The 21,155-nt window shown below is 37.9% G+C and carries 15 protein-coding genes and 1 pseudogene; 9 read left to right on the plus strand and 7 right to left on the minus strand.

The features are described from left to right. Nucleotides 1–35 precede the first annotated feature (35 nt). Nucleotides 36–1,379: a histidine phosphatase family protein gene (locus tag ACSQ6I_RS24930; protein WP_438892920.1), complete on the plus strand. Its 1,344-nt coding sequence runs from the start codon at nt 36–38 to the stop codon at nt 1,377–1,379. A 189-nt stretch (nt 1,380–1,568) separates the two neighbouring features. Continuing rightward, nucleotides 1,569–2,828, plus strand: a complete 1,260-nt coding sequence (locus ACSQ6I_RS24935; RefSeq protein WP_438892921.1) for a dihydroorotase — start codon at nt 1,569–1,571, stop codon at nt 2,826–2,828. Nucleotides 2,829–2,903: 75 nt separating this feature from the next. On the opposite strand, the gene ACSQ6I_RS24940 is transcribed toward ACSQ6I_RS24935, so the two are convergent. The 3 genes from ACSQ6I_RS24940 to ACSQ6I_RS24950 are packed head-to-tail and all read right to left on the minus strand — an operon-like array spanning nt 2,904 to nt 6,685. Next, nucleotides 2,904–3,527, minus strand: a complete 624-nt coding sequence (locus ACSQ6I_RS24940) for a 4Fe-4S single cluster domain-containing protein (protein ID WP_438892922.1) — start codon at nt 3,525–3,527, stop codon at nt 2,904–2,906. 21 nt (nt 3,528–3,548) lie between these two features. Further along, on the minus strand, nt 3,549–4,445 hold the full coding sequence (locus tag ACSQ6I_RS24945; protein WP_438892923.1) for a radical SAM protein: 897 nt from the start codon (nt 4,443–4,445) through the stop codon (nt 3,549–3,551). Between the two features lie 14 nt (nt 4,446–4,459). Beyond that, the gene (locus tag ACSQ6I_RS24950) at nt 4,460–6,685 is read right to left on the minus strand and encodes a recombinase family protein (RefSeq protein ID WP_438892924.1); all 2,226 of its coding nucleotides are present in this window, start codon (nt 6,683–6,685) and stop codon (nt 4,460–4,462) included. A gap of 87 nt (nt 6,686–6,772) precedes the next feature. Here ACSQ6I_RS24950 and ACSQ6I_RS24955 point away from each other — a divergent pair, with 87 nt between their 5' ends. Both ACSQ6I_RS24955 and mltA read left to right on the plus strand, forming a co-directional pair. Further along, complete coding sequence (locus tag ACSQ6I_RS24955; RefSeq protein WP_438892925.1) at nt 6,773–8,086, plus strand: proton extrusion protein PcxA; 1,314 nt, start codon at nt 6,773–6,775, stop codon at nt 8,084–8,086. A 362-nt stretch (nt 8,087–8,448) separates the two neighbouring features. After that, entirely contained in the window at nt 8,449–9,714 is a 1,266-nt protein-coding gene (gene mltA, locus ACSQ6I_RS24960) for a murein transglycosylase A (RefSeq protein ID WP_438892926.1), read from the plus strand. Nucleotides 9,715–9,836: 122 nt separating this feature from the next. Here mltA and modB read toward each other — a convergent pair whose 3' ends face one another. Then, entirely contained in the window at nt 9,837–11,630 is a 1,794-nt protein-coding gene (gene modB / locus ACSQ6I_RS24965; RefSeq protein ID WP_438892927.1) for a molybdate ABC transporter permease subunit, read from the minus strand. 299 nt (nt 11,631–11,929) lie between these two features. Then, nucleotides 11,930–12,634 carry a glutathione S-transferase family protein gene (locus ACSQ6I_RS24970; protein ID WP_438892928.1) on the minus strand — a complete coding sequence of 235 codons (705 nt, stop codon included), beginning with the start codon at nt 12,632–12,634 and terminating at the stop codon, nt 11,930–11,932. A gap of 208 nt (nt 12,635–12,842) precedes the next feature. On the opposite strand from ACSQ6I_RS24970, the gene ACSQ6I_RS24975 reads away from it, so the two are divergent. The 3 genes from ACSQ6I_RS24975 (at nt 12,843) to ACSQ6I_RS24985 (ending at nt 17,358) form a co-directional block, all read left to right on the plus strand. Continuing rightward, complete coding sequence (locus tag ACSQ6I_RS24975) at nt 12,843–13,577, plus strand: phytochelatin synthase family protein (protein ID WP_438892929.1); 735 nt, start codon at nt 12,843–12,845, stop codon at nt 13,575–13,577. A 406-nt stretch (nt 13,578–13,983) separates the two neighbouring features. Continuing rightward, nucleotides 13,984–15,762 carry a sensor histidine kinase gene (locus ACSQ6I_RS24980; protein WP_438892930.1) on the plus strand — a complete coding sequence of 593 codons (1,779 nt, stop codon included), beginning with the start codon at nt 13,984–13,986 and terminating at the stop codon, nt 15,760–15,762. 438 nt (nt 15,763–16,200) lie between these two features. Continuing rightward, complete coding sequence (locus ACSQ6I_RS24985) at nt 16,201–17,358, plus strand: sensor histidine kinase (RefSeq protein ID WP_438892931.1); 1,158 nt, start codon at nt 16,201–16,203, stop codon at nt 17,356–17,358. 50 nt (nt 17,359–17,408) lie between these two features. Here the strand turns inward: ACSQ6I_RS24985 and ACSQ6I_RS24990 are convergent. Continuing rightward, nucleotides 17,409–17,954: pseudogene (locus ACSQ6I_RS24990) on the minus strand (DUF4276 family protein); the annotation flags it as partial. Between the two features lie 81 nt (nt 17,955–18,035). On the opposite strand from ACSQ6I_RS24990, the gene ACSQ6I_RS24995 reads away from it, so the two are divergent. Together ACSQ6I_RS24995 and ggt are read left to right on the plus strand one after the other, a co-directional pair. After that, nucleotides 18,036–18,641, plus strand: coding sequence for a competence protein CoiA (locus ACSQ6I_RS24995; protein ID WP_438892932.1), 606 nt, complete (start codon nt 18,036–18,038; stop codon nt 18,639–18,641). Between the two features lie 219 nt (nt 18,642–18,860). Next, the gene (ggt, locus tag ACSQ6I_RS25000) at nt 18,861–20,588 is read left to right on the plus strand and encodes a gamma-glutamyltransferase (RefSeq protein WP_438892933.1); all 1,728 of its coding nucleotides are present in this window, start codon (nt 18,861–18,863) and stop codon (nt 20,586–20,588) included. On the opposite strand, the gene ACSQ6I_RS25005 is transcribed toward ggt, so the two are convergent. Further along, the gene (locus ACSQ6I_RS25005; protein ID WP_438892934.1) at nt 20,585–20,842 is read right to left on the minus strand and encodes a hypothetical protein; all 258 of its coding nucleotides are present in this window, start codon (nt 20,840–20,842) and stop codon (nt 20,585–20,587) included. The two genes, ggt and ACSQ6I_RS25005, sit on opposite strands and share 4 nt — an antisense overlap. Nucleotides 20,843–21,155: the final 313 nt, after the last annotated feature.

A 21,155-nucleotide genomic window follows, 5' to 3' on the forward strand; every position in this document is an offset into this window, starting at 1 on the left:
GTAAAATTAGTCCTTTAGAGAGAAGAGGTTTTTTAATGACTCGTGTCATCATTGTGCGTCATGGTCAAAGTACATATAACATTGAGAGACGTATTCAAGGACGCACTGATGCGTCAACTTTAACGGATCAAGGTCGGAGTGATGCTGGTAAAGTCGGTGAAGCTCTGAGTAATATAGCATTTACAGCAATATACAGCAGTCCCCTTAACCGAGCGAAGACAACAGCGGAAATCATTCACAATCATTTGGTAGAAAAGTCTGCTGTAATTCAGATTTCTGAAAATTTGGTAGAAGTGGATTTACCTTTGTGGGCAGGAATGCTGAGTAGTGATGTTAAAGATAAGTTTGCTGATGACTATAGCATCTGGAAAAAACGCCCCCACGAATTGCGGATGATTGTCAATGATGCACAGGAGACACGAGAACTTTTTCCAGTTCTGGCTTTATATGAACAAGCAAAGCAGTTTTGGCAAGAAATTTTATCTCGTCATCAAGGGGAAACTATTCTCATTGTTGGACATAATGGTATTAACCGCGCCCTAATCAGCACAGCTTTAGGTATTCCTCCTACTGGTTATCATGGAATACAACAATCTAATTGCGGGATTAGTGTTTTGAATTTTGCGGGTGGTTTGGGTGAACAGGTGCAATTAGAATCAATGAATCAGACGCAACATTTGGGTGAGGCTTTACCCACTTTGCGACCAAATCATCAAGGATTCCGATTGTTATTAGTACGTCATGGTGAAACAGAATGGAATCGCCAAGGCAAGTTTCAAGGTCAAATTGATGTTCCTCTCAATGATAATGGTAGAAACCAGGCGGGAAAGGCTGGGGAATTTCTCAAAGATGTAGCAATTGATTTTGCTTTTAGTAGCACAATGGCGCGTCCAAAAGAGACAGCAGAAATTATTCTCAACCAGCATCCTCATATTAAGTTGGAATTACTGGATGGTTTGAGGGAAATTAGTCACGGGACTTGGGAAGGAAAGTTTGAGGCAGAAATAGAACAGGAGTTTCCTGGAGAGTTGGAACGCTGGCGCAATGTACCGGCTGAAGTGCAAATGCCGGCAGGAGAAAATTTACAACAAGTACGGGAACGTAGTGTAGTCGCTTGGCAGTCAATATTACAAGCTGCTGAGGTAAATCAATTCCAAATCGGTTTAGTGGTGGCTCATGATGCGACTAATAAAACCTTACTCTGTCATATCCTGGGTTTATCATCAGAAAATTTCTGGAATTTCCGTCAAGGAAATGGCGCAGTTAGTGTGATTGATTATCCTTCCGGTGCAAATGGTTTACCAGTATTGCAAGCAATGAATATCACTAGTCATTTAAGTGGCGGTGTGTTAGATAAAACGGCAGCAGGGGCATTGTAGGAATCAGGTGCAGGCTTGCCCTGAGTTTCGACTTAGCTCAACTACCGCGTAGTCGAAGGGGTGCAGGAAGAAAAAAATAAATATATGTTTGGTTTGCTCTCTGTTATGGATTTTAAAGCCGTTATTATTTATGACAGGGGTAAAAAATCTGAAGCACTTTCAGCACTGATAGGTAATAGCTAATAGCGCATGGCAACTGAACTTCTGCAACAAGTAAGGGTAATCGATCCGGTTTCGGAAACTGACCAAGTAAGTGATGTTTTGATTGTTGATGGTGATATCCAAGCTATATCACTGCAAATTTCTGATGTTAGTTCTGATACTTCTATTAAAGATTGTCGTGGCTTAGTTCTTGGTACTGGATTGGTGGATTTATATAGCCATTCTGGTGAACCAGGGTTTGAAGAACGGGAGACTCTGGTTTCGTTTTTGGCAGCTGCTGCGGCTGGTGGTTTTACTAGAGTGGCTGTTTTACCAGATACATCTCCGGCTATTGATAATCCTGCTCTAGTTGCACAGTTACAGCAAAAGAGAGTGGGGGTGAAAGGTTCACCTCATCTTCAGATTTGGGGGGCGATGACTCTCGATTTAGCTGGTAAGCAGTTGGCAGAATTTGCTGATTTGGCTACTGCTGGGGTTGTGGGTTTTACGGATGCTAAACCTTGGGAAAATTTGGGAATGGTGAGGCGGATTTTGGAATATCTGCAACCTTTTGGTAAACCTGTGGCGTTTTGTCCATGCGATCGCTCTTTATCATTAAATGGCATGATGCGAGAAGGTGCAGAGGCTTTGCGTGTGGGTTTACCTCCGGTTCCAGCCAGTGCCGAAACTAGTGCGATCGCATCTTTGTTGGAATTAGTCGCCGCTATTGGCACACCTGTACATATTATGCGGGTTTCTACAGCCCGGAGTGTGGAATTAATCGCCACTGCTAAATTTCAAGGTTTACCTGTTACGGCCAGCACGACTTGGATGCACTTGTTACTTGATACTAGAGATGTTAAAAGTTATCACACATCCTTGCATTTAGAGCCACCTTTAGGTAATCCCAGTGATGTAACTGCCTTGCGTAATGGTTTGCGTGGGGGAGTAATAGATGCGATCGCTATTGATCATGCACCATACACCTATGAAGAAAAAGTCCAAGCGTTTGCAGAATCACCACCAGGCGCAATGGGTTTAGAATTAGCATTACCCTTACTGTGGCAAAATCTGGTGCAAACAGAGGAATTTACACCTTTGGAATTATGGCGAGTTTTGAGTAATCAACCAGCAGCTTGTTTGCAGCAAAAAATGAAACCGATTAAACCCGGTGAAAAAGCCGAATTAACCTTATTTGATCCTCTACAACCCTGGAAAATCAACAGAGCAAATCTGCATACACTCTCTAATAACACACCTTGGTTTGGACAAGAAATCCAAGGGCGCGTTTTGCAAACTTGGTGCTAAGAAAAAGTACTGAGTATTGAGTACCGAGTACCGAGTGTTGAATTACGAATTACGAATTACGAATTACGAATTATTTTAAGTTAGTTCTAACCAGCCTTGATAACCGGTGACGATGCGATCGCCATCTTTGAGAATATGCACTTCTATTTGGTCACTGGCCCAGCTAATTTGGTCTTGTAATTCTGGGTTAAACACATGAACCCGTTGATTTTTAGAAGAAACGGGAGACATAGGAGAATTAACTGCTTGAGACTGGACAAAAGGCCCGTCAATTAAAATATCTAATTGTGATAATAATTCTTGTGAACCAGGAGGTGCAGATTCAGATTGTAGTTGCTTGAGAGTGAACCCAGTAAAAGACATCACATTTAATCCAGCGGCTTTAAGCTGACGTGCTAAATTAGCTAATGCAGATGCTTGCCAAAATGGTTCACCACCAGAGAAAGTTACACCTGTGTTATGGGGATTTTTAATAATATCTGCGGCGAGCGTATCAATAGCAACTAGTTGGTTAATTTCAAATGTCCACGAGTCAGGATTAAAACAACCATCACACTCACGAGGACAACCTTGCACCCAAACAACGGCACGACAACCAGGGCCGTTAACTTCTGATTTATCAACATAACCCATAATATTGAGATAGCCAGCGGGAATTTCCTGGAGTGCTAATAATGGTTCTGTTGACTTTGTTTCCATCTCTTTGAACTCCTTAAATAATTATTGTCTCTGCTTCCTGCTTTGTGCAACCTGTCTCCTGGAAGAGTAACGTACAGGAATTTGAGTAACATTTTGAATTGTTTCAGCCATCGAACAGAGTTCTTCAGGGCTGATACAGTTAAAATGTTCACAGGTATAAGCGCGAGATTCGACAATCTCATTACCTCTAGATTCTAACTGATGAACTAGGACGCGGGAACGAGAAGGAATGTTAAGTTGAATTTCATCAGGTTGGAGACGCTTCATCAAGTGTATGTAATGTGCTTGAGTTTCTGCTGTCCAAGCAGACAAAATCATGGTTTGTATTGCCATATATCCCCGATATTCTTGTCTAAATTTTGAAATTCCCTTGAGGATATCTGGTAAATTAATTGTCTCTAATGGCTGATTAATTTGCCGTAGTTGATTTGACGAAACAGCATCTAGTTTAATGGCGACAATATCGGCTGGTACTAAAGCGTCACGGACTGATTTATCACCTAGCAACGTGCCATTAGTTAATACCACTAATGGTTTGTTGATGATGTATGTCGTAGCTTGCAGAATTTCCTCTAAATTCAATGCGAGGGTAGGTTCACCACTACCACTGACGGTAACTACATCTATTGGTATTTCTTTTTGTATAAATGCTTGCAAATCAGAGATAACTTGGGTTGTGGGAACAAAAATTTGCCGTTGAGTTGTTTGTTGCTGGATATTTCCCAACTGACAATAGACGCAGTTCAAAGAGCAAGTAGGGCTGATACCAATAGGATCGATACCAAGCGATCGCCCAAATCGCCAAGAATTTACCAGTCCATAAACTGAAGAATACTCTATTTTTTCTGCGTATGATGGGGATAAACTCATAATTACCTCATTTAGCCTAGTCTGCAATCTAGTAGATGGAAATCCCATAACAGGATTTTCACTTACAATTTAGAACTAGTTTGTGAAAAACTTGTGGAGAGAGGTACGGTTATATCGGATATAATCTCGCAAGAATATACTAAAGGTAACAGTGGCCCTAGTTGTTCTTGTCCATTCACAGCTAAATCACTGTGACATAAGTACAGTTTTTCGGATACACGAGCGAGTAAATCAGCTAAGATTCTTTTTAATCTTTGTTCTTCTGCTAATTGCTCATCTGCTGCTGTCCAAGGTTCGCCTAATCTATCTTGTAGGAATAAGGTAGCACCAAACAAAGTGGCTGCACCGCCTTTAGCCCAGAGGGGTGAACCTGCATCTAGCCAAAAATGCCAACGGTGAAATCTGCGACTAGCACGATATTGGAAGATTGTCGCTAAAGTAACGGCTTTTCTGGCGCTACCAAGGGAATGAATAGGGTAGGGGTTAGCAGTAATTGTTCCCCGTCGCAGTAGTTGAATAAATTCTGCAATGCTGCTACAGAGGCTTTGTTGATTATGCAGTGAGAGTAAGTTGGAATCGGTTTGTCTTAATCTTGTATCAACTTCCCAATAGTGTTGAGCAGTTTCTAGCAATTCTCGTAATGCGGCTAGTTGCTCATAGGAGAGATTTTGATCTTTACACAAAAAGTCTTGAATTGCTTTGTAGAGCAGTAAAATTGGTGTGGGTAGAAAATTAGGATTTTGCTGTGAGCGCTTTTGTTCTTCTATCCACTGTAATATTTCCCCATAAGCTCTACTACCTTCATAGCCGATTCTATCCCAGCGTTCAAAGGCTGTCACTGGTAGCAAATGTGGGTGATCTGGATGGGGTACAAAACAGGAATCTGCTATTAACCCTGCGCGGACTGGATCAATTCTGGGTTGATGAGATTCTTGTGTTTCCCCGTCATGGGTGCGACTCTGACTTAAAATTACCAACATCTCTGCAACGGCATCCCGGTCTACTAAGCGCCCTAAGCCAGGATAAACTAGAGCTAGTAAGGTGAGTAATGCTCTGACAAAAGGTGAACTAACTAAAGGACGTTGGTCATTGAGAGATTCTACAGGGATATTCTGCTTGGTTAATATTTCTGTGAGAGTATAACGTGCGATCGCATCTAAACCCGGTGCAATAATCGCTATTTCTTCTGGTTTTACCTTTCCCGTCTCAATTCCATCAATGATCACCTCTGCTGTTTGACGCAATAGTTGAGCGCGAGAAGCGGTTTGGATAGGTTGTACAGATGCTGGTAAACGGAAAATTGCCATTGGTTCTGTGACTATTTTCACCATCGGTTCAGCCAGTTGAGCCGCTAAACTATCTAAAGGTGGGCTTTTTAAGGTTTCTATCTGACAACGCTGTGCTAACCTGGCTAAATATTGGGGATCTGCACCCAGTCCCCAGCGAATTGCACCATCAGGATTATAGCTAAAAGCCCCCACTGCACCGTTATCTAAGAGGAACTCAAACAAATTATGAGCGATCGCTGGATAATCATCCACATCATCTGCTAATATCGCCTGATAGCGACTGACTAAACGCTGCTGATAATCAATATTTTTTAACAAATGTTGGCTATATAATTCCGTAATCAATGCATAAGTCAGCATTCCCCTCTCTAAACACCAATTACGCCAATCTAGCAGCAAAGATGCCAAAAAATCAGGTTCTAAATTATTAACACTTTCCTGAAAACCGCTTTGCAAAATCTCAGCAATATCTTCGCAAGGCTTACCACTATAAGCTGCTAATTGCCATATATCTAATATACGCCTAACTAAGCGATATTCATTTACTCCTGCACTTCTCAATGTCTCTACATCTAACTGAGAACGCCAAAGTTTTGTTGCTAACTCCTGCTCAGTTTCTGGACGCAATTTTACAGGGAATTGTGCTTTAATCTGCAACGATTCAATTAATAACGGCCAAAATAAAATAACTTCATCCTGAAGAAACCCCAAGGTGGTTTTAGCACGAATTGGGTATTTTCCTGAAGTTAAGGATACAATTTTATCACTTAATAAACGGCGATTCTCATCATTAGAGCCTAAAACTAAAACCCCAAGTTCTGTTGGTAGGATATTTGATGTTTGTATTGTGCTTTTAGCTTTTTTATTGTTTGGATTTTTCGTATAAAATAATTCTGGATATTGATTCTCAATTTGTATCCAATGACAAAATTGCTCGGCTATGCGAGTAGTCTTACCGCTGCGACTAGTACCAACAATCCAAACAGAATCAGAAACCACAAATACACTCCTTATAGATTTGTTAGTATACCTCGTGCGTTAACTTAAGGTTAATAATCACCAAATTATGTTAGATAATCATCTACGATGAGAAACTCTGTCTTTAGTCAAAAAATATACAGTTTTTTGCTGGCTGCTTACAGATGGTACTTACTGACACCAGAACGATCTTTGGAGGAAGCTTACCAAACAGCATTAAAAATCAAGGAAATCGAAGATCAGCATTTCCAAGGTAATAAAATATCTGCTGATTCTGCTATGTACAGTAGTAGTGTCATGGATTACTTTGAGGCAGATTTAAAGAAATTATTAAAAAATGCCCGAATGCGACTGACAGAGTTTAAAGCTAGTCGTTGGTTTTCAAACGAATCTAAACAACAAGCAGCCATTAAAACAGGTATAGAATATCCCTCTCCAGCTTTAGTTTTAGAAAAACTAGAATTTATTGATCAAGTCATTGCTAAATACACAACGGAACATCTAGAAACAACTCCAGAAAATTTAACTTCTTCATCTACAATTGTAGCAGATAATGCAGCTATTTCCCAATCGAACAAGGCAACAATATCAGTTAAAAACAGTGATAAAAAACCAAAAAGAAAAGCTGATGCTACAGGAGTTTTACCTCGTTCAATTTTAAGCACTATCACTCGTCTCCAAGCAGAATTAGACCCCGATTCTGAAAAAGACATAGTACAGAATTTCCGCCAAACGCAAAAAACAACAATTATATCTATTCGATTTATTTTACTCTTAATTATAATACCACTGCTCACCCACCAGATAGCTAAGGCTGTAGTTGTAGGCCCTGTAGTAGATCATTTTAGAGGTTCCCAAACAGAGCAAATCTTCCTGAATACAGAAATGGAAGAAGAAGCACTTATAGAACTACAAAAATTTGAAGAAAGAATCAAATTTGAAAACATGATTAGTAATGCACCACCCATATCATCTGAAGATATAGAAATCAAGATGCAAGAGAAAGCACAGGAAGTAGCTGAACAATTTCGGGGTGAAAGTGCTAATGCAATTAAAAATGTATTTGCAGATATTTGTTCGGTAACTGCTTTTATTTGGCTGTTAATTGTCAGCAAACCTTCTATCTCAGTTCTCAAAGATTTCTTTGATCATGTAGTATATGGATTGAGTGATAGCGCCAAAGCATTTATTATTATCTTATTTACAGATGTATTTGTCGGTTTCCACTCTCCGCACGGTTGGGAAGTAATTTTAGAAGGTATCTCAAGACACTGGGGATTACCAGCAAATCGTGATTTCATCTTTTTATTCATTGCCACATTTCCCGTAATTTTAGATACGATTTTCAAATATTGGATTTTCCGGTACTTAAATCGCATCTCTCCTTCCGCTGTTGCTACATACCATAATATGAATGAATGATGGGAAGAATTCAGGAGTCAGGCTTCGCCGTGAGCGTCAGCCGAACGGAGTCAGGAGTCAGAATAAATCCTCTCGTTCCCATACTCTGTATGGGAATGAATTCTAGAAGGCTCTGCCTTCCATGAAAATAGAGGCAGAGCCTCTGTGGTAGCATTCCCAGTCAGAGACTGGGAACGAGATAATAATTATCAAATCAGTAATTTACTGAGTAGAAATTTTTTCAACAAAATCCAGTATAATGCTCCAATTTTTATTTATTATGTATCCTGAATCCTGACAATAAATGCGTAATTAAATAATTATTACCTCTTCCCTCCTAATTGTCATTTGTTATCTTTCACTTATTCCCTTAAATTAATTCCATGCAAAAGATATTGAACACGACTCTTAGCTTACCTGTGTTTTTAACTATTTTTTTGTTAGAAATGCCAACTATCAAAAATAAAGATGTAGTTTCTCCAGAATGTCAAGTAACCAAGTGGGATTTACCGGTTGCTTTGAAAACTGAAAACACAAAAAATTTACCTGTACTTGTGCAAAGAGTTCCAGTTACTTGTTGTGAAAATGATGCTTCTTGTTTAGATGAAAGAATTTATGGTGGTGAAAAAGATAAAATAGCAGATAAAAAAGCATTGTTAGCATCTATTGACCAAAGTTTAAAATATTTTAAATCTGGTCGTGCTACAAATGCTTATCAAAGATATAAAATTCCAGGAATTACGCAAGATAGAGTTTATAAAAGCTTGCAAAGATTCCGGCAAATTCTGATCTCAACTAATTCGGCGAAAGAATTACACGCAGCGATTGAAAAAGAATTTGTATTTTATCAATCAGTGGGTAAAGATAATCAGGGTTCGGTTTTATTTACCGCTTATTATGAACCTTTGTATTTAGCTAGTCGCACTCCTACAACAGAATTTAAATATCCTGCTTATCGCTATCCTGCTGATTTACAATCATGGACTAAACCTCATCCTACCCGATTAGAATTGGAAGGTGCAGATGGGTTACAAGGTGCAAAAGGTAAATTAAAAGGTTTAGAATTATTTTGGTTTAGAGATAGATTAGAACCATATATAATTCAAATTCAAGGTTCAGCACGTCTTAAACTAACTGACGGCAAACAAACAACAATTGGTTATGCTGGTAATACAGCTTATAATTATAAGAGTTTGGGACGTTTATTAGTAGATGATGGCAAATTACCTTTAGAAGGTTTAACTATGCCAATTATCCTCGACTATTTTCAAAAGTATCCCCAAGACTTAAATATTTATATTCCGCGCGATCGCAGTTTTGTGTTTTTCCAAGAAACGAACGGTAGACCAGCACAAGGTTCTATTAGTGTACCACTCACACCAGAACGTTCCATAGCTACCGATAAATCTTTAATGCCTCCTGGTGCTTTAGCTTTAATTCGCGCACCTTTCCCCTTTGTCAATCCTCAAGGTGAATTAGAACATCGTACAGTTAGCCGTTATGTATTAGATCAAGATACAGGTGGTGCGATTAAAGGTGCTGGTAGAGTGGATTACTTCTTAGGAACTGGTAAAATAGCAGGCGATCGCGCTGGGGTGACAGTTAGTGATGGACAGTTGTTTTATTTATTACTTAAAGCTAATAAGTAATATCATATGTGTTGGCTGGTAATGGGTAATGGGAAAGAGTAATAATTTCCTTCTTCTTTCTTCCTTCGCGCCCTTTGCTTCGCAACGCTTCGCGAACGCGCCTTCGCGGTTCATTTAAATTCTTACTCTTCCATCAACATCAACCGCAAAGAATCTAAACACACATACCAAGGAAAAGATTTGTCTTTAATTGTCACCCATTTTTCCTTATAAACTTCAGTTTGCAAGTGATAATCATGAGGATTATCAGCAGGAGAATGTAACTTTAAAAATAACGTCATGCGGTGAGGTGTTTCGCTGGTTCTGACTAACCAACAGGGAAAAGTATTTGATTGATTGGGGTTATTCGTAAAACTAATTTGATGGGCGCGAATACCAATGTGAGATAATTGATTTGGAATTGATTCAACAACAGTAAGATTACAACCCCAATCAGTTGCTTCTACCTGTTGGGATGATAAAACAACAGCACGAGAAAAGTTTTTACATCCAGTTAGTTTGGCAACATTCACAGTTGCAGGATGCTGAAAAATCTCATATTTAGAACCATGATGAGCTTCTTTCCCTTGTTCTAATACTAACAAATTGGGACAAAGACGATAGGCTTCTTCCATGTTATGAGTGACAAATAAAGTCACACCAGGATAATCAGCTAGAGTTTCTGTCATTTGTTGTTCTAACTGACTCCGCAGATGTGTATCCAGGGCAGAAAATGGTTCATCTAAAAGTAATGCTTCTGGTTGACTGGCTAAAGCCCTAGCTAAAGCTACCCGTTGCTGTTGTCCTCCTGAAAGTTGGTGCGGATAGCGATCGCCCAAACCTTGTAATTGCATCGCTAATAATTGCTGTTCTACCTCCAACCGCAGATTCCCCTTGGGTAAGCCAAAAGCGATATTTTGTGCCACAGTCATGTGTGGAAAGAGGGCATAATTCTGGAATAAAAAGCCAATATGGCGATCGCGTATCGGCACGTTAATTCCTTTCTCAGAGTCAAATAAAACCTTACCATTCAAGACTATCCGCCCTTTTGTGGGTGTTTCTATCCCCGCAAGACAACGCAGAATCATACTTTTTCCTGCACCAGAACTTCCCAGCAATCCCAAGGGTTGATTATCGGTGTTAAAAGCTACTCGGAGATGAAAACTAGCGAGTCGCTTTTCAATATCCAGAAACAAACCAGATGTAGGGGATTTGGTGGGTAAAGAAAAGGAGCGATTTTCTGCTTCTTTTTGTCCCTTGTTCTCATTGCGTCTGCGTCGCTGCTTAAGTTCTAGCCAGAAGTTAGTCAGAATAATTCCTGTGAAAGAAATTACCATAATAGCGATCGCCCAAAACCAAGCTTCATTCATATCCCCAGCTTCCACAGCAAAATATATCGCCATCGGTATATTCTGCGTTTGTCCAGGAATATTACCTGCTAACATCAAAGTTGCACCAAACTCACCCAAAGCACGGGCAAAAGCTAAAGTTGCACCTGCTAAAATGCCAGGAAACGCCAAAGGCAAACTCACCCGCAAAAATATTGTTAATTCCTTAGCGCCTAAAGTTCTCGCTACTCGCAACAGATTCCCATCAATTTGTTCAAAAGCCCCTAATGCCGTTTTATACATGAGTGGAAATGAAACCACCGTTGCCGCTACAGCTGCACCATACCAAGTAAAGACAATAGTCAAATCAAACGGTTCCAACAATTTACCAACCGGGCCATTTTTACCAAAAAATAGCAGCAACAAAAACCCAACAACCGTCGGTGGTAAAATCAACGGTGCAACAAAAATACCCTCAATTATAGATTTGCCTTTACCTCTATATCCCAACATCCAATAAGCAGCACCGATACCCAAAAAGAAAGTGATAAAGGTCGCTAAAAATGAAGTTTTCAGCGATATCCAGAGGGGTGATAAATCCTGTGGCATAGTTTATGTGTTTCCAACTAAGTTGGTATCGTAACATAAACTAGACCCAGATCCCTGACTTTTTAGAGATATCAGAAATCTATAATGTTTAATTATGTTGCTCTACTTAACTAAATTAGTTAACTATAGCGGTATGCCTTTGAATGAAATACATCATAGCCACCTCATCGCTTGCGGTGAACCAGCGCTGTAGGCGGGTTTCCCACCGTAGGCGACTGGTGAATCCGAAGGAGGATGGGGTTGGCGGTGGGGTTCTTGTATGTCACTCAACCGAGAACCGCCATAAAAGAAATCACAAATTACCGCTTTCCTAGAGTATTTTTAAATGCGGGTCTTGCGGCTATTCTATCAAGATATGCAACAACACTAGGATATTGACGATAATCGAGAGATAAAAGCACCTTTGCATAATGCAAGTATGAAGCAACTGCTATATCTCCAGCACTCAGTTTTTCACCTAATAAAAATGATTTTTGTTGCAAAATTTTATTAAGTGGCGTTAGTAAAATAGGCATCTCCTTTTCGCGTTTATCTGCTGAAAATAAAGCTGGTGCAAGAGTAGCATTAGCAAAAATTACCCACTGTTCAATTTTTGCACGCTCTGCTAATGAATTAGGCATTTGTTGATATTTTTCTGCTAAATATAATAGAATTACCCCAGATTCCCACAGTTTCAAATCACCATCCACTATTGCTGGCACTTTACCCATAGGATTAATAGCTAAAAATTCAGGTTGACGCTGTTCATTAGCCCCAATATTTAAGGAAATATAGTCATACGAAACCCCTAATTCTTCTAAATACCATTGGATAATAGGGGTTCGTGTTTGAGGTCCACCATAGAGTTGTAACTTATTTGGTTTTGTAGGTTTTTGACTAGATTCAGAAAGTTGTGTAAAATCACTTTGTAGCAGTGGTAAACCTAGAAGCGGTTGTATTGGCAGAAAAGTGAAAATAACGACGCTAGTAGGCAGCAAAAATTTTCTCGACAAAATTTGACACATTTTTAATATCTCTTGAGAATTGTTTACTTTATTTACGAGTAATTAATTACTCTAAATTTCCAATATACACTATATAATATATGGCAATCCTCAAACATTTTTGAAAATTTTTAAGTAGTGGATGGTGAGCAATACCCACTTCACTATGTTAAAAAAAATAAACACGATTCATATATAATTAAATGATTCTCAAACTATTTATCTCACAATGAAATCCAAAACTTATCTCAAAATCTACATTCAATTTTTAGTTATAGGATTGTCATTTGCTGCGGATAATGTCATTGCTCAAACATTACCTCTGGCATCTAATTTAATTGGTTTTGATACTCCAGAAGGGGAAACATTATTAATTAGTAGTAAATCGCGGGCTGATTTTTTCCCTTTAAGTATGCAATTTGTCACTCAAGATAATCTTGCTTATTGTGGAGTTGCAACTATTGTCATGGTGCTAAACAGTTTAAAAATTTCTGCACCGGAAACACCAGAATATCAAAAATTTAAAGTATTTACCCAAGACAACTTTTTTAGTAATCAAAAAACTCAACAAGTCATATCGCTAGAAAAAGTTATGCGTGGTGGAATGACTCTACAACAGTTAGGAGGATTATTATCCAGTTATGATGGCGTAAAAATCACAGTTTATCATGGTAGTAATAGCAGTTTACAAGAGTTTCGTAAATTAGCAGCAGAAAATTTAAAGCAGCCAGGTAATTTCGTGATAGTTAACTATTTACGTACCGAAATAGGACAAGAAAGAGGCGGGCATATTTCGCCCTTAGCAGCATATAATGAAGTGACAGATAGATTTTTAATTATGGATGTTTCCCGTTACAAATATCCGCCAGTTTGGGTCAAAACAGCATATTTGTGGAAAGCGATGAATACAGTTGATTTAGCCTCTGGAAAAACACGAGGTTTTGTATTTGTAAGCAGGGAATAATACATTAATCATCACATCACTATAAAACTTTAGCACTACTAAACCCTCAATTAAAAATTGAGATGTATCAAAAACCATCATATCCCCCTCTAAACCCTTTGATAAGGCAGTTTTTAACATAATATTTAGACATCTGGTGAAATTTAGATATGCCTCTTCAAGAACCCTTGTAGAACCGATAATCCCTACGAAATATCTTCTACGTGACTAGAATACTTTACACAAGTTTTTCACATTCTGTCTCTATATTTTGAATATACTTCTCAAAAAAGTGCAAAATTTGGCCATTTCAAAATTCCTTCCTGAAATTTCCCTATCCTGAATCTTTCAACTACTTGAGTAAGGAAATACAAGAGTGGACAGCTTTAGTCTATCAATCAGAAAATTTCTCTAGGAGATGTCTATCATGCATGACTTAAAACAATTTACCTTAAGAGATATGTCAGAATGCGGTTTAGCTCTGCGTCATTTAGGCAACGAAGCTAACAGCATGGAAGAAACCAGTAATGCTATTATTCAATATCTTTATAATAATTTAATTGATAAACAGTCTGGTGAAAAAGCTTGTGCGCTTATTCGTTTTTTTAAAACTCAATCTTACAGAGAACTCACACCAGAATTACAAGAATATACACATGGAATGTTAGGCAATCATGTACCAGAAGATAGTCTCAAATGTTTAACATTATTGGCAACTATTGGGCAACTACCAGAATGGAACTCACGGCATCAATCTGAAAAACATCAGGTGATTCCTCTCTTCAGTGAAGAGATGATTGCTCGCATACCTATGATTTTTCAACTTATCCAACAACTAGGGCTAAATCTTGGCACTGTAATACGTCCAGATCCGAATTTATTAACTGATTTAGAACAGCGAATGTATAACGTCTTTTATGTTCCTGATGCTTTGGGTAGTCCTTATATTCCTTCACAAACATCATTTGTAATTCCGTATAATATCAAATCTGTAGTTGGCTTTGGAGGATTATTGCCTTCAGGCAATATATTTGTAATTCTCATGTTTTTGAAAGTTGAAGTTCCCCGGATAAGTGTCGATTTGTTGCGTCCGTTAGCACTAAACGTCAAAATGGCAATACTACCTTTTGAGAATGACAGAATTTTCATGGGTCATGAGCAAGCTCGTGTCAGTGAGAAACCGGTCACGACAACAGACAATGAAGCCTTGGAATATATTAATTCACAAATAGCGACATTAACTCAGTTATTAGATGTATCAGAACAATCTACGATTAGTCAATCAGATCGCCTTGAACAAACAAACACCTACCTTCAGGAAACTTTACAAGAGCTGCAATCAACTCAAATTCAAATAGTCCATAACGAAAAAATGTCTAGCTTAGGACAACTAGTTGCTGGTATTGCCCATGAAATTAATAACCCTGTTAACTTTCTTCATGGTAATCTTAAATATGCTATGGACTATACCCATTTAATAGTACAAATTATTCAAAAATATCAAGATTATTATCCAGAGCCTCCCAAGGAAATTCAAAAATTAATTCAAGACCATGAATTAGACTTTCTGACTAAAGACCTAGCTAAACTTTTAAATTCCATGATGTTAGGAACGAAACGAATTACTGAGATTGTTAAATCGCTACGAAACTTCTCTCGTTTGGATGAAGCAGAAATTAAACAAGTCTATATTCATGAAGGTATTGATAGCACTTTAATGATTTTAGAACATCGCTTACGAGCTAGAGATGATAGATATCCCCAAATTCAAATTATTAAAGAATATAATCAATTACCTTTAATAGAGTGCTGTCCTGGTCAAATTAATCAAGTTTTTATGAATATCCTTACTAATGCCATTGATGCATTACAAGATGGTAGTAAATCATGGTTCATAGATAATGATCAACTAGAAAAACCCAATCACCTATTACCAACTATTCATATTCGCACGGAGGTAATTGATCAAGAATGGGTAGCAATCAGTATTGCTGATAATGGTTGTGGGATGAATGAAAAAGTGTGTGCAAGATTATTTGAACCTTTTTTTACTACTAAACCAGTGGGTAAAGGTACAGGCTTAGGTCTATCAATCAGTTATCAGATTATAGTCGAAAAACATAGTGGACAAATTAGCTGTATTTCTGATCCAGGGGAAGGAACAGAATTTATAATTAAGATTCCTATCAAGGCTAAAAATCCCTGAGTTTGATGTCAATAAAAAGTATCAAAGTGAATAATAGCAATCCTATTGGATTTATGTTCACGTGCCGAAGGCATCACGGAATTTTTAAAACAAACCGCAGAGAGCGCAGAGGTAGAGAAAATGTTCATATCTTAGTTTAGGATTGCTATACTGAGTCAAAAAGTATTGCTTATTGAGCAATCAGCAAGTTATTAAATTATTAAATGTTTTTTGTTTTACCATTAGCAGTTTCAATTCAAGAGTATTTTCGGATTATTAATTTTTCCTTAATTAACAATAACTTAACTTTTAATTATTGAAAATATAGTCTCTGTAAATAAAAGTTCCTAACGCCTTTTAAAACTGATTTCATGACATCTAAATGTAGTTAATACCATGTTAAGTTCTTCAATTTTTCTATTTTTTATTGTCACCCTAGTTACTCTTGGAGCTTGGATAATGGGACTATCCATTTTCAAGACTCAAAAAATTCTCAAATTATTTAAAACAGAACCAGAGCAACTAAGTTGGCAAATCATGTTTTTATTAATGATTTTTTTTCTGGGCGGTTATTTGTTATGCATCTATTTAACAATTGTAAGACTGATTGAATGGATACCATTGCTCACTGGTCTGGTTTTCTTTTTCGGATCATTATTCGTATTTTTTAGCGTTACTATCTACTATTATACATTGCAACGACTGTTTCTAACACAGGAAAAATACCGCACAGCAAAAGAAAATGCTGAGTCAGCTTTATTGAAATTACAAGAAACTCAGCAAACTCAAATGCAATTAATTCAACGCGAAACTATGTTAGGGTTGGGAAAAATGGTTGCTGGGGTTGCCCATGAAATTAATAATCCAATGAGTTTTATTCATGGCAATTTAGAATGTCTTCGTCAATATACTCATGACTTACTAAATCTTCTAGCAACTTATGCTTCTGTATATCCAAATCCAGATATCAAAATTGTCAATGCTCTTGCTAACTGCGACCTAACGTTTATCGAGAGTGACTTGCCAAAGCTCTTGCAATCAATGCAAGTTGGCACACTTCGTATTAGGGAGATTGTAGAATCACTTTCTAATTTCTCCCGTTTGAATGAAGCTGACTATAAAAAAGCTGATATCCACCAAGGTATTGATAGTACACTCGTCATTTTGCAGCATCGACTTAACTGTTATGCTAGTAATAGCAAACCTATTTCAGTGATTAAAGAGTATGGGAAAATTCCTCGTATTTTTTGTAATCCTCGCTTTTTAAATCAGGTATTCCTAAATTTAATTAATAATGCTATTGATGCCTTGATTAAAAAAGCAGCTACTTGCGGTAAAACTCCAGATGAAACACCAACTATTTGGATTAGGACATTTCACTCTCAGGACAATGAAATCGCTATCTCAATTGCTGATAATGGTTGTGGCATGAGTGAAGAGATTTGCCAGAGTATTTTTCAACCTTTTTTTACTACTAAGCCTGTTGGTGAAGGAACTGGTTTAGGTTTATCTATTAGCCATCAAATTATCGTTGAGCAACATGGTGGTTCTATCAAATGTACTTCTATGCCAAACCAGGGAACTGAAATTGATATTAGATTTACTATAAACAATTGACGCAAAAAGAATTAAAGACGAATCCATACTTAATCTTATGATTTCTTGATTCATGGAATTAAATCAACCTCACATAAAGATAGAATAGTATTAATAAATGCTTTTAATTCAGGACACTGATTAATAGAAAGCATCAAATCTTGGTTTTTCAAAATTCTGGCAGCATCACGAATTTTATTATAACTGCGTTGACATTTACCAGTTTCAAATATTTCTTTAATCCGATATGATGGTGGATTGCCATGATTAACCTTTTCCGGTATACTTCCTGGTACTGATTTATTAGATATTGCTAGTTTCTGAATTGTTGACCAATACGGTAATAACCAAGCTTCAAAATCATGCTGTGCTACATGGGGATAAAAATTAGGGTTATTCCCTACCCAATCTTTCATTTTAGCTTTAGCATCTGCTGCATCTTGAAAATCATTTGTTCCTGTATAAACATCGGTTAAGGCAATTACTGCATTAACAGCATCTTTACCTATAAACAAGTTATTAACAATTCGTTTAAGTTTATCTTCTTTTGGAATGCGTCCATTATGGGATATAAACTGAAGTTTGGGCATTTGTTGTTGCAAATGTGATTTAAGAAAATATTAATTCCGTAGTTTCCACTTGCCTAAAATACGAAAAAAGTGATATATGTAATAATACGTAACTTATAAGTATGTTCTATGCCTTTGAAAGCCCTAGACTCAAGTCAGAATGCTGTATACAGTTTAGCTTATGCTAATACTATTGAATTAAAAGAAAGACATCCTGAAGGTTTTACCTGCCCTTACTGTCAGCAAAAAATGTTTGCGAGGAAGCCTAATAAAAAAATATTCCACTTCTACCATGCTTCCCAGTGTACATCCAAAATAGAACATCATCCCGAATCTATGGAGCATTTACTAGGTAAGCAAACTTTATACGATGAACTAAATAAACAAATTCAAAATTCAAAAAATAGCGAACTTAAAGTGGAGATAGAATATCCAGTGAAAGAAGCTGGAGAACATGGAAGAATAGCTGATTTAATGATTACTCATAAAGAACAACCTCATATTGCAATTGAGTGCCAATTAGCTAATATTACTGTTGAATTACTAAAGAAAAGAACTCAAGATTATGAAAAACAAGGAATTGGAGTCATTTGGTTTATTGGTAAAAAAGCAGACACTCATGAGAACCGCCAGTTTCTATATGAAGAGTTTGGAGATTGTCACATCATTAAATTTGAAGAAAGAATTATCAACAATAACGAAACCATCTTTGAAGCAATCTTCAAAGATAATTAAAATACAAATAGAATCTTCAAAGATAATTAATGTACAACTTAATCTGGATGACAATTTTCTTGACAAATATCTAATTAAGTTTCAACGGCATTTAGCAGGAAAACAATTGAATCTTTTTGAAACAAATAATTATGAAAAGAAGGAGACAACAAACTATGAATATGACCAGTATTTTCACTAAAAATTAGTTGAATTTATATTCCTTAACATACTTAAAAAATGCCTATTATCGCTAAAACCCAACGCCACATCATCTCCTTAATCTCGCTTAGTACTATCTTCATCTGCCAAGTCGCATCAGCTACTATCACCGTACCTCTACACAGCAAAAAAGGGATGGTAGTTTCTGCCCATCCTTTAGCGAGTGAAGCGGGACTTTTAATGTTAAAAAAAGGCGGAAATGCGATTGATGCCACAGTAGCTACAACTTTTGCTATTTCGGTAGTTGAACCTTTTTCTGCGGGGATTGGTGGGGGTGGATTTTTACTTTTGCATTCTGAAAAAACAGGGGAAATCAAAGCTTTAGATTTTCGGGAACGCGCACCTATCAAAGCTACAAGAAATATGTATTTAGATGCAAATGGTAAAGTGCGTCTTGGTGCGAGTACAGATGGTTATTTAGCGGTAGCAACACCGGGAACTGTGGCAGGAATGTATGAAGTGCATCGTCGTTATGGTAAATTACCCTGGATAGAAGTTGTTAAACCTGCGATCGCACTCGCTCAAAATGGTTTTATCATTAGCGATAGGCTTTCTTGGCGTTCTCTGTCGGCTTTTGCAGAACGCAAACAAGCAATTCTGAACAACCCAGCCGCGAAAAACATCTTCACTCGCAATGGTGAATATTACCAACCAGGGGAAAAATTAATCCAGAGTGACTTAGCCAAGACATTAGTAGCCATTTCCCAAAATCCCCAAAATTTTTACACTGGGAAAATTGCCCAAACTATCGCTGCTGATATGGCGCAAAATGGCGGTTTAATAACCCTTGCAGATTTAAAAGCCTATAAAGCAATTTGGCGCACTCCCGTTTGTGGGAACTTCCGTGAAGCTAAAATCTGTTCTATGCCACCACCATCATCAGGAGGTGTGCATCTATTGCAAATGTTGAACATTATCGGTGACACAGACTTAAAATCTTTAGGATGGCATCATCCCGACGCTATACATTTAATTGTAGAGGCAATGAAGATTGCTTACAGCGATCGCTCAAAATATTTAGGAGATCCCGATTTTGTCAAAGTTCCTGTCCAGCAACTAATCAGTCCCGCATACGCCCAAAAGCGCCGCCTAAAAATTAACATGGACGTGGCTACACCATCAACAGAAGTCAACCCAGGACTCAAAACATCGAAATCCAAAGAATCAACAGAAACCAGTCATCTTAACGTTGTTGACGCAGACAGAAACGCCGTGAGTGTAACCTTCACCATTAACTTAGGCTTTGGTGCTGGGATTGTCACACCAGGAACAGGAATAGTTTTGAACAACGAAATGGATGATTTTGCAGCCGCACCAGGAGTACCAAACGCCTTTGGTTTAGTGGGTAACGAAGCTAATAGCATTGCACCCCGCAAAACTCCCCTTTCTAGCATGACACCCACCATCGTCACCGAAAACAATCGCTTGCGTTTAGCCGTGGGAACCCCTGGTGGTAGCACCATCATTACCCAAGTATTGCAAATTATCTTGAATGTATTCGCATACAAAATGGATGTGGGTGCAGCAGTTTCTGTGCCACGCATACATCACCAGTGGCTACCGGATGAGTTACGCGTCGAGCCTTGGGGTTTGGATGCTTTAACCTGGCAAGACTTACGCCGTCGCAGACACAAGATTATAGAAACTGCACCTTGGGGAAATGCCAATGCCATTACAGTTACAGAAGATGGTACTCTAGAAGGAGCAGCCGATCCCCGTGGTGATGGCTACCCCAGAGGATATTAATTTTCAACTGTTGACTCTGTATAGGTGCTGCTGAACTCGTTAGCTCGTGCGCTATGAACTAAAGTCCAACCCGCTTTTAACAGTTTTTGATAAGTTGCCCAACCTTTAGAACCACCGGGTATTTGATAATCTGGTACTGAAAATTGAGGAAAAGCTGTGTAAGGCCGCCAAGGTTGTCCAAGTGAAGTCTGCAAATGCAATATTTTTTCTCCATCACTACCAGACTTAGATAACCAGCACATTTGTCGATGCATGGTAAACTCCTTTGCGTTTAACTTGTTTCGCATAATGGCAGGTTTTTGGTAATACCTGCCTCAATCGTGTGAGGTAACTTAATGCTTTATAAAGATGAGATTATTCGACTATGTAGTTTTACTACTTACTATTGGTTGCAGAAAAATTACTGTTGAAGATAGACTCCTATATGCGGTAATCCGCAAGATATGAAGATTAACATTGAACACAAAGGGTTGTCCTAAATGTTTTCTTCTAGTGCGATATTTTTCTAATATTAACTACGGTTTATACGATTGTATGTAGCATTAACTACGATTTCTGTAAATAACG

Source organism: Anabaena sp. WFMT (assembly GCF_051781005.1).
Lineage (GTDB): Bacteria > Cyanobacteriota > Cyanobacteriia > Cyanobacteriales > Nostocaceae > Anabaena.

What these genes read in the sequence shown, in the direction of transcription:
- ACSQ6I_RS24980 (WP_438892930.1), top strand. Translation starts at nt 13,984, where the DNA reads ATGCATGACTTAAAACAATTTACCTTAAGAGATATGTCAGAATGCGGT.
- ACSQ6I_RS24940 (WP_438892922.1), bottom strand. Translation starts at nt 3,527, where the DNA reads ATGGAAACAAAGTCAACAGAACCATTATTAGCACTCCAGGAAATTCCC.
- ACSQ6I_RS24975 (WP_438892929.1), top strand. Translation starts at nt 12,843, where the DNA reads ATGAAATCCAAAACTTATCTCAAAATCTACATTCAATTTTTAGTTATA.
- ACSQ6I_RS24955 (WP_438892925.1), top strand. Translation starts at nt 6,773, where the DNA reads ATGAGAAACTCTGTCTTTAGTCAAAAAATATACAGTTTTTTGCTGGCT.
- mltA (WP_438892926.1), top strand. Translation starts at nt 8,449, where the DNA reads ATGCAAAAGATATTGAACACGACTCTTAGCTTACCTGTGTTTTTAACT.
- ACSQ6I_RS24985 (WP_438892931.1), top strand. Translation starts at nt 16,201, where the DNA reads ATGGGACTATCCATTTTCAAGACTCAAAAAATTCTCAAATTATTTAAA.
- ACSQ6I_RS24995 (WP_438892932.1), top strand. Translation starts at nt 18,036, where the DNA reads ATGCCTTTGAAAGCCCTAGACTCAAGTCAGAATGCTGTATACAGTTTA.
- modB (WP_438892927.1), bottom strand. Translation starts at nt 11,630, where the DNA reads ATGCCACAGGATTTATCACCCCTCTGGATATCGCTGAAAACTTCATTT.
- ACSQ6I_RS24945 (WP_438892923.1), bottom strand. Translation starts at nt 4,445, where the DNA reads ATGGGATTTCCATCTACTAGATTGCAGACTAGGCTAAATGAGGTAATT.
- ACSQ6I_RS25005 (WP_438892934.1), bottom strand. Translation starts at nt 20,842, where the DNA reads ATGCATCGACAAATGTGCTGGTTATCTAAGTCTGGTAGTGATGGAGAA.
- ACSQ6I_RS24970 (WP_438892928.1), bottom strand. Translation starts at nt 12,634, where the DNA reads ATGTGTCAAATTTTGTCGAGAAAATTTTTGCTGCCTACTAGCGTCGTT.
- ACSQ6I_RS24935 (WP_438892921.1), top strand. Translation starts at nt 1,569, where the DNA reads ATGGCAACTGAACTTCTGCAACAAGTAAGGGTAATCGATCCGGTTTCG.
- ACSQ6I_RS24930 (WP_438892920.1), top strand. Translation starts at nt 36, where the DNA reads ATGACTCGTGTCATCATTGTGCGTCATGGTCAAAGTACATATAACATT.
- ggt (WP_438892933.1), top strand. Translation starts at nt 18,861, where the DNA reads ATGCCTATTATCGCTAAAACCCAACGCCACATCATCTCCTTAATCTCG.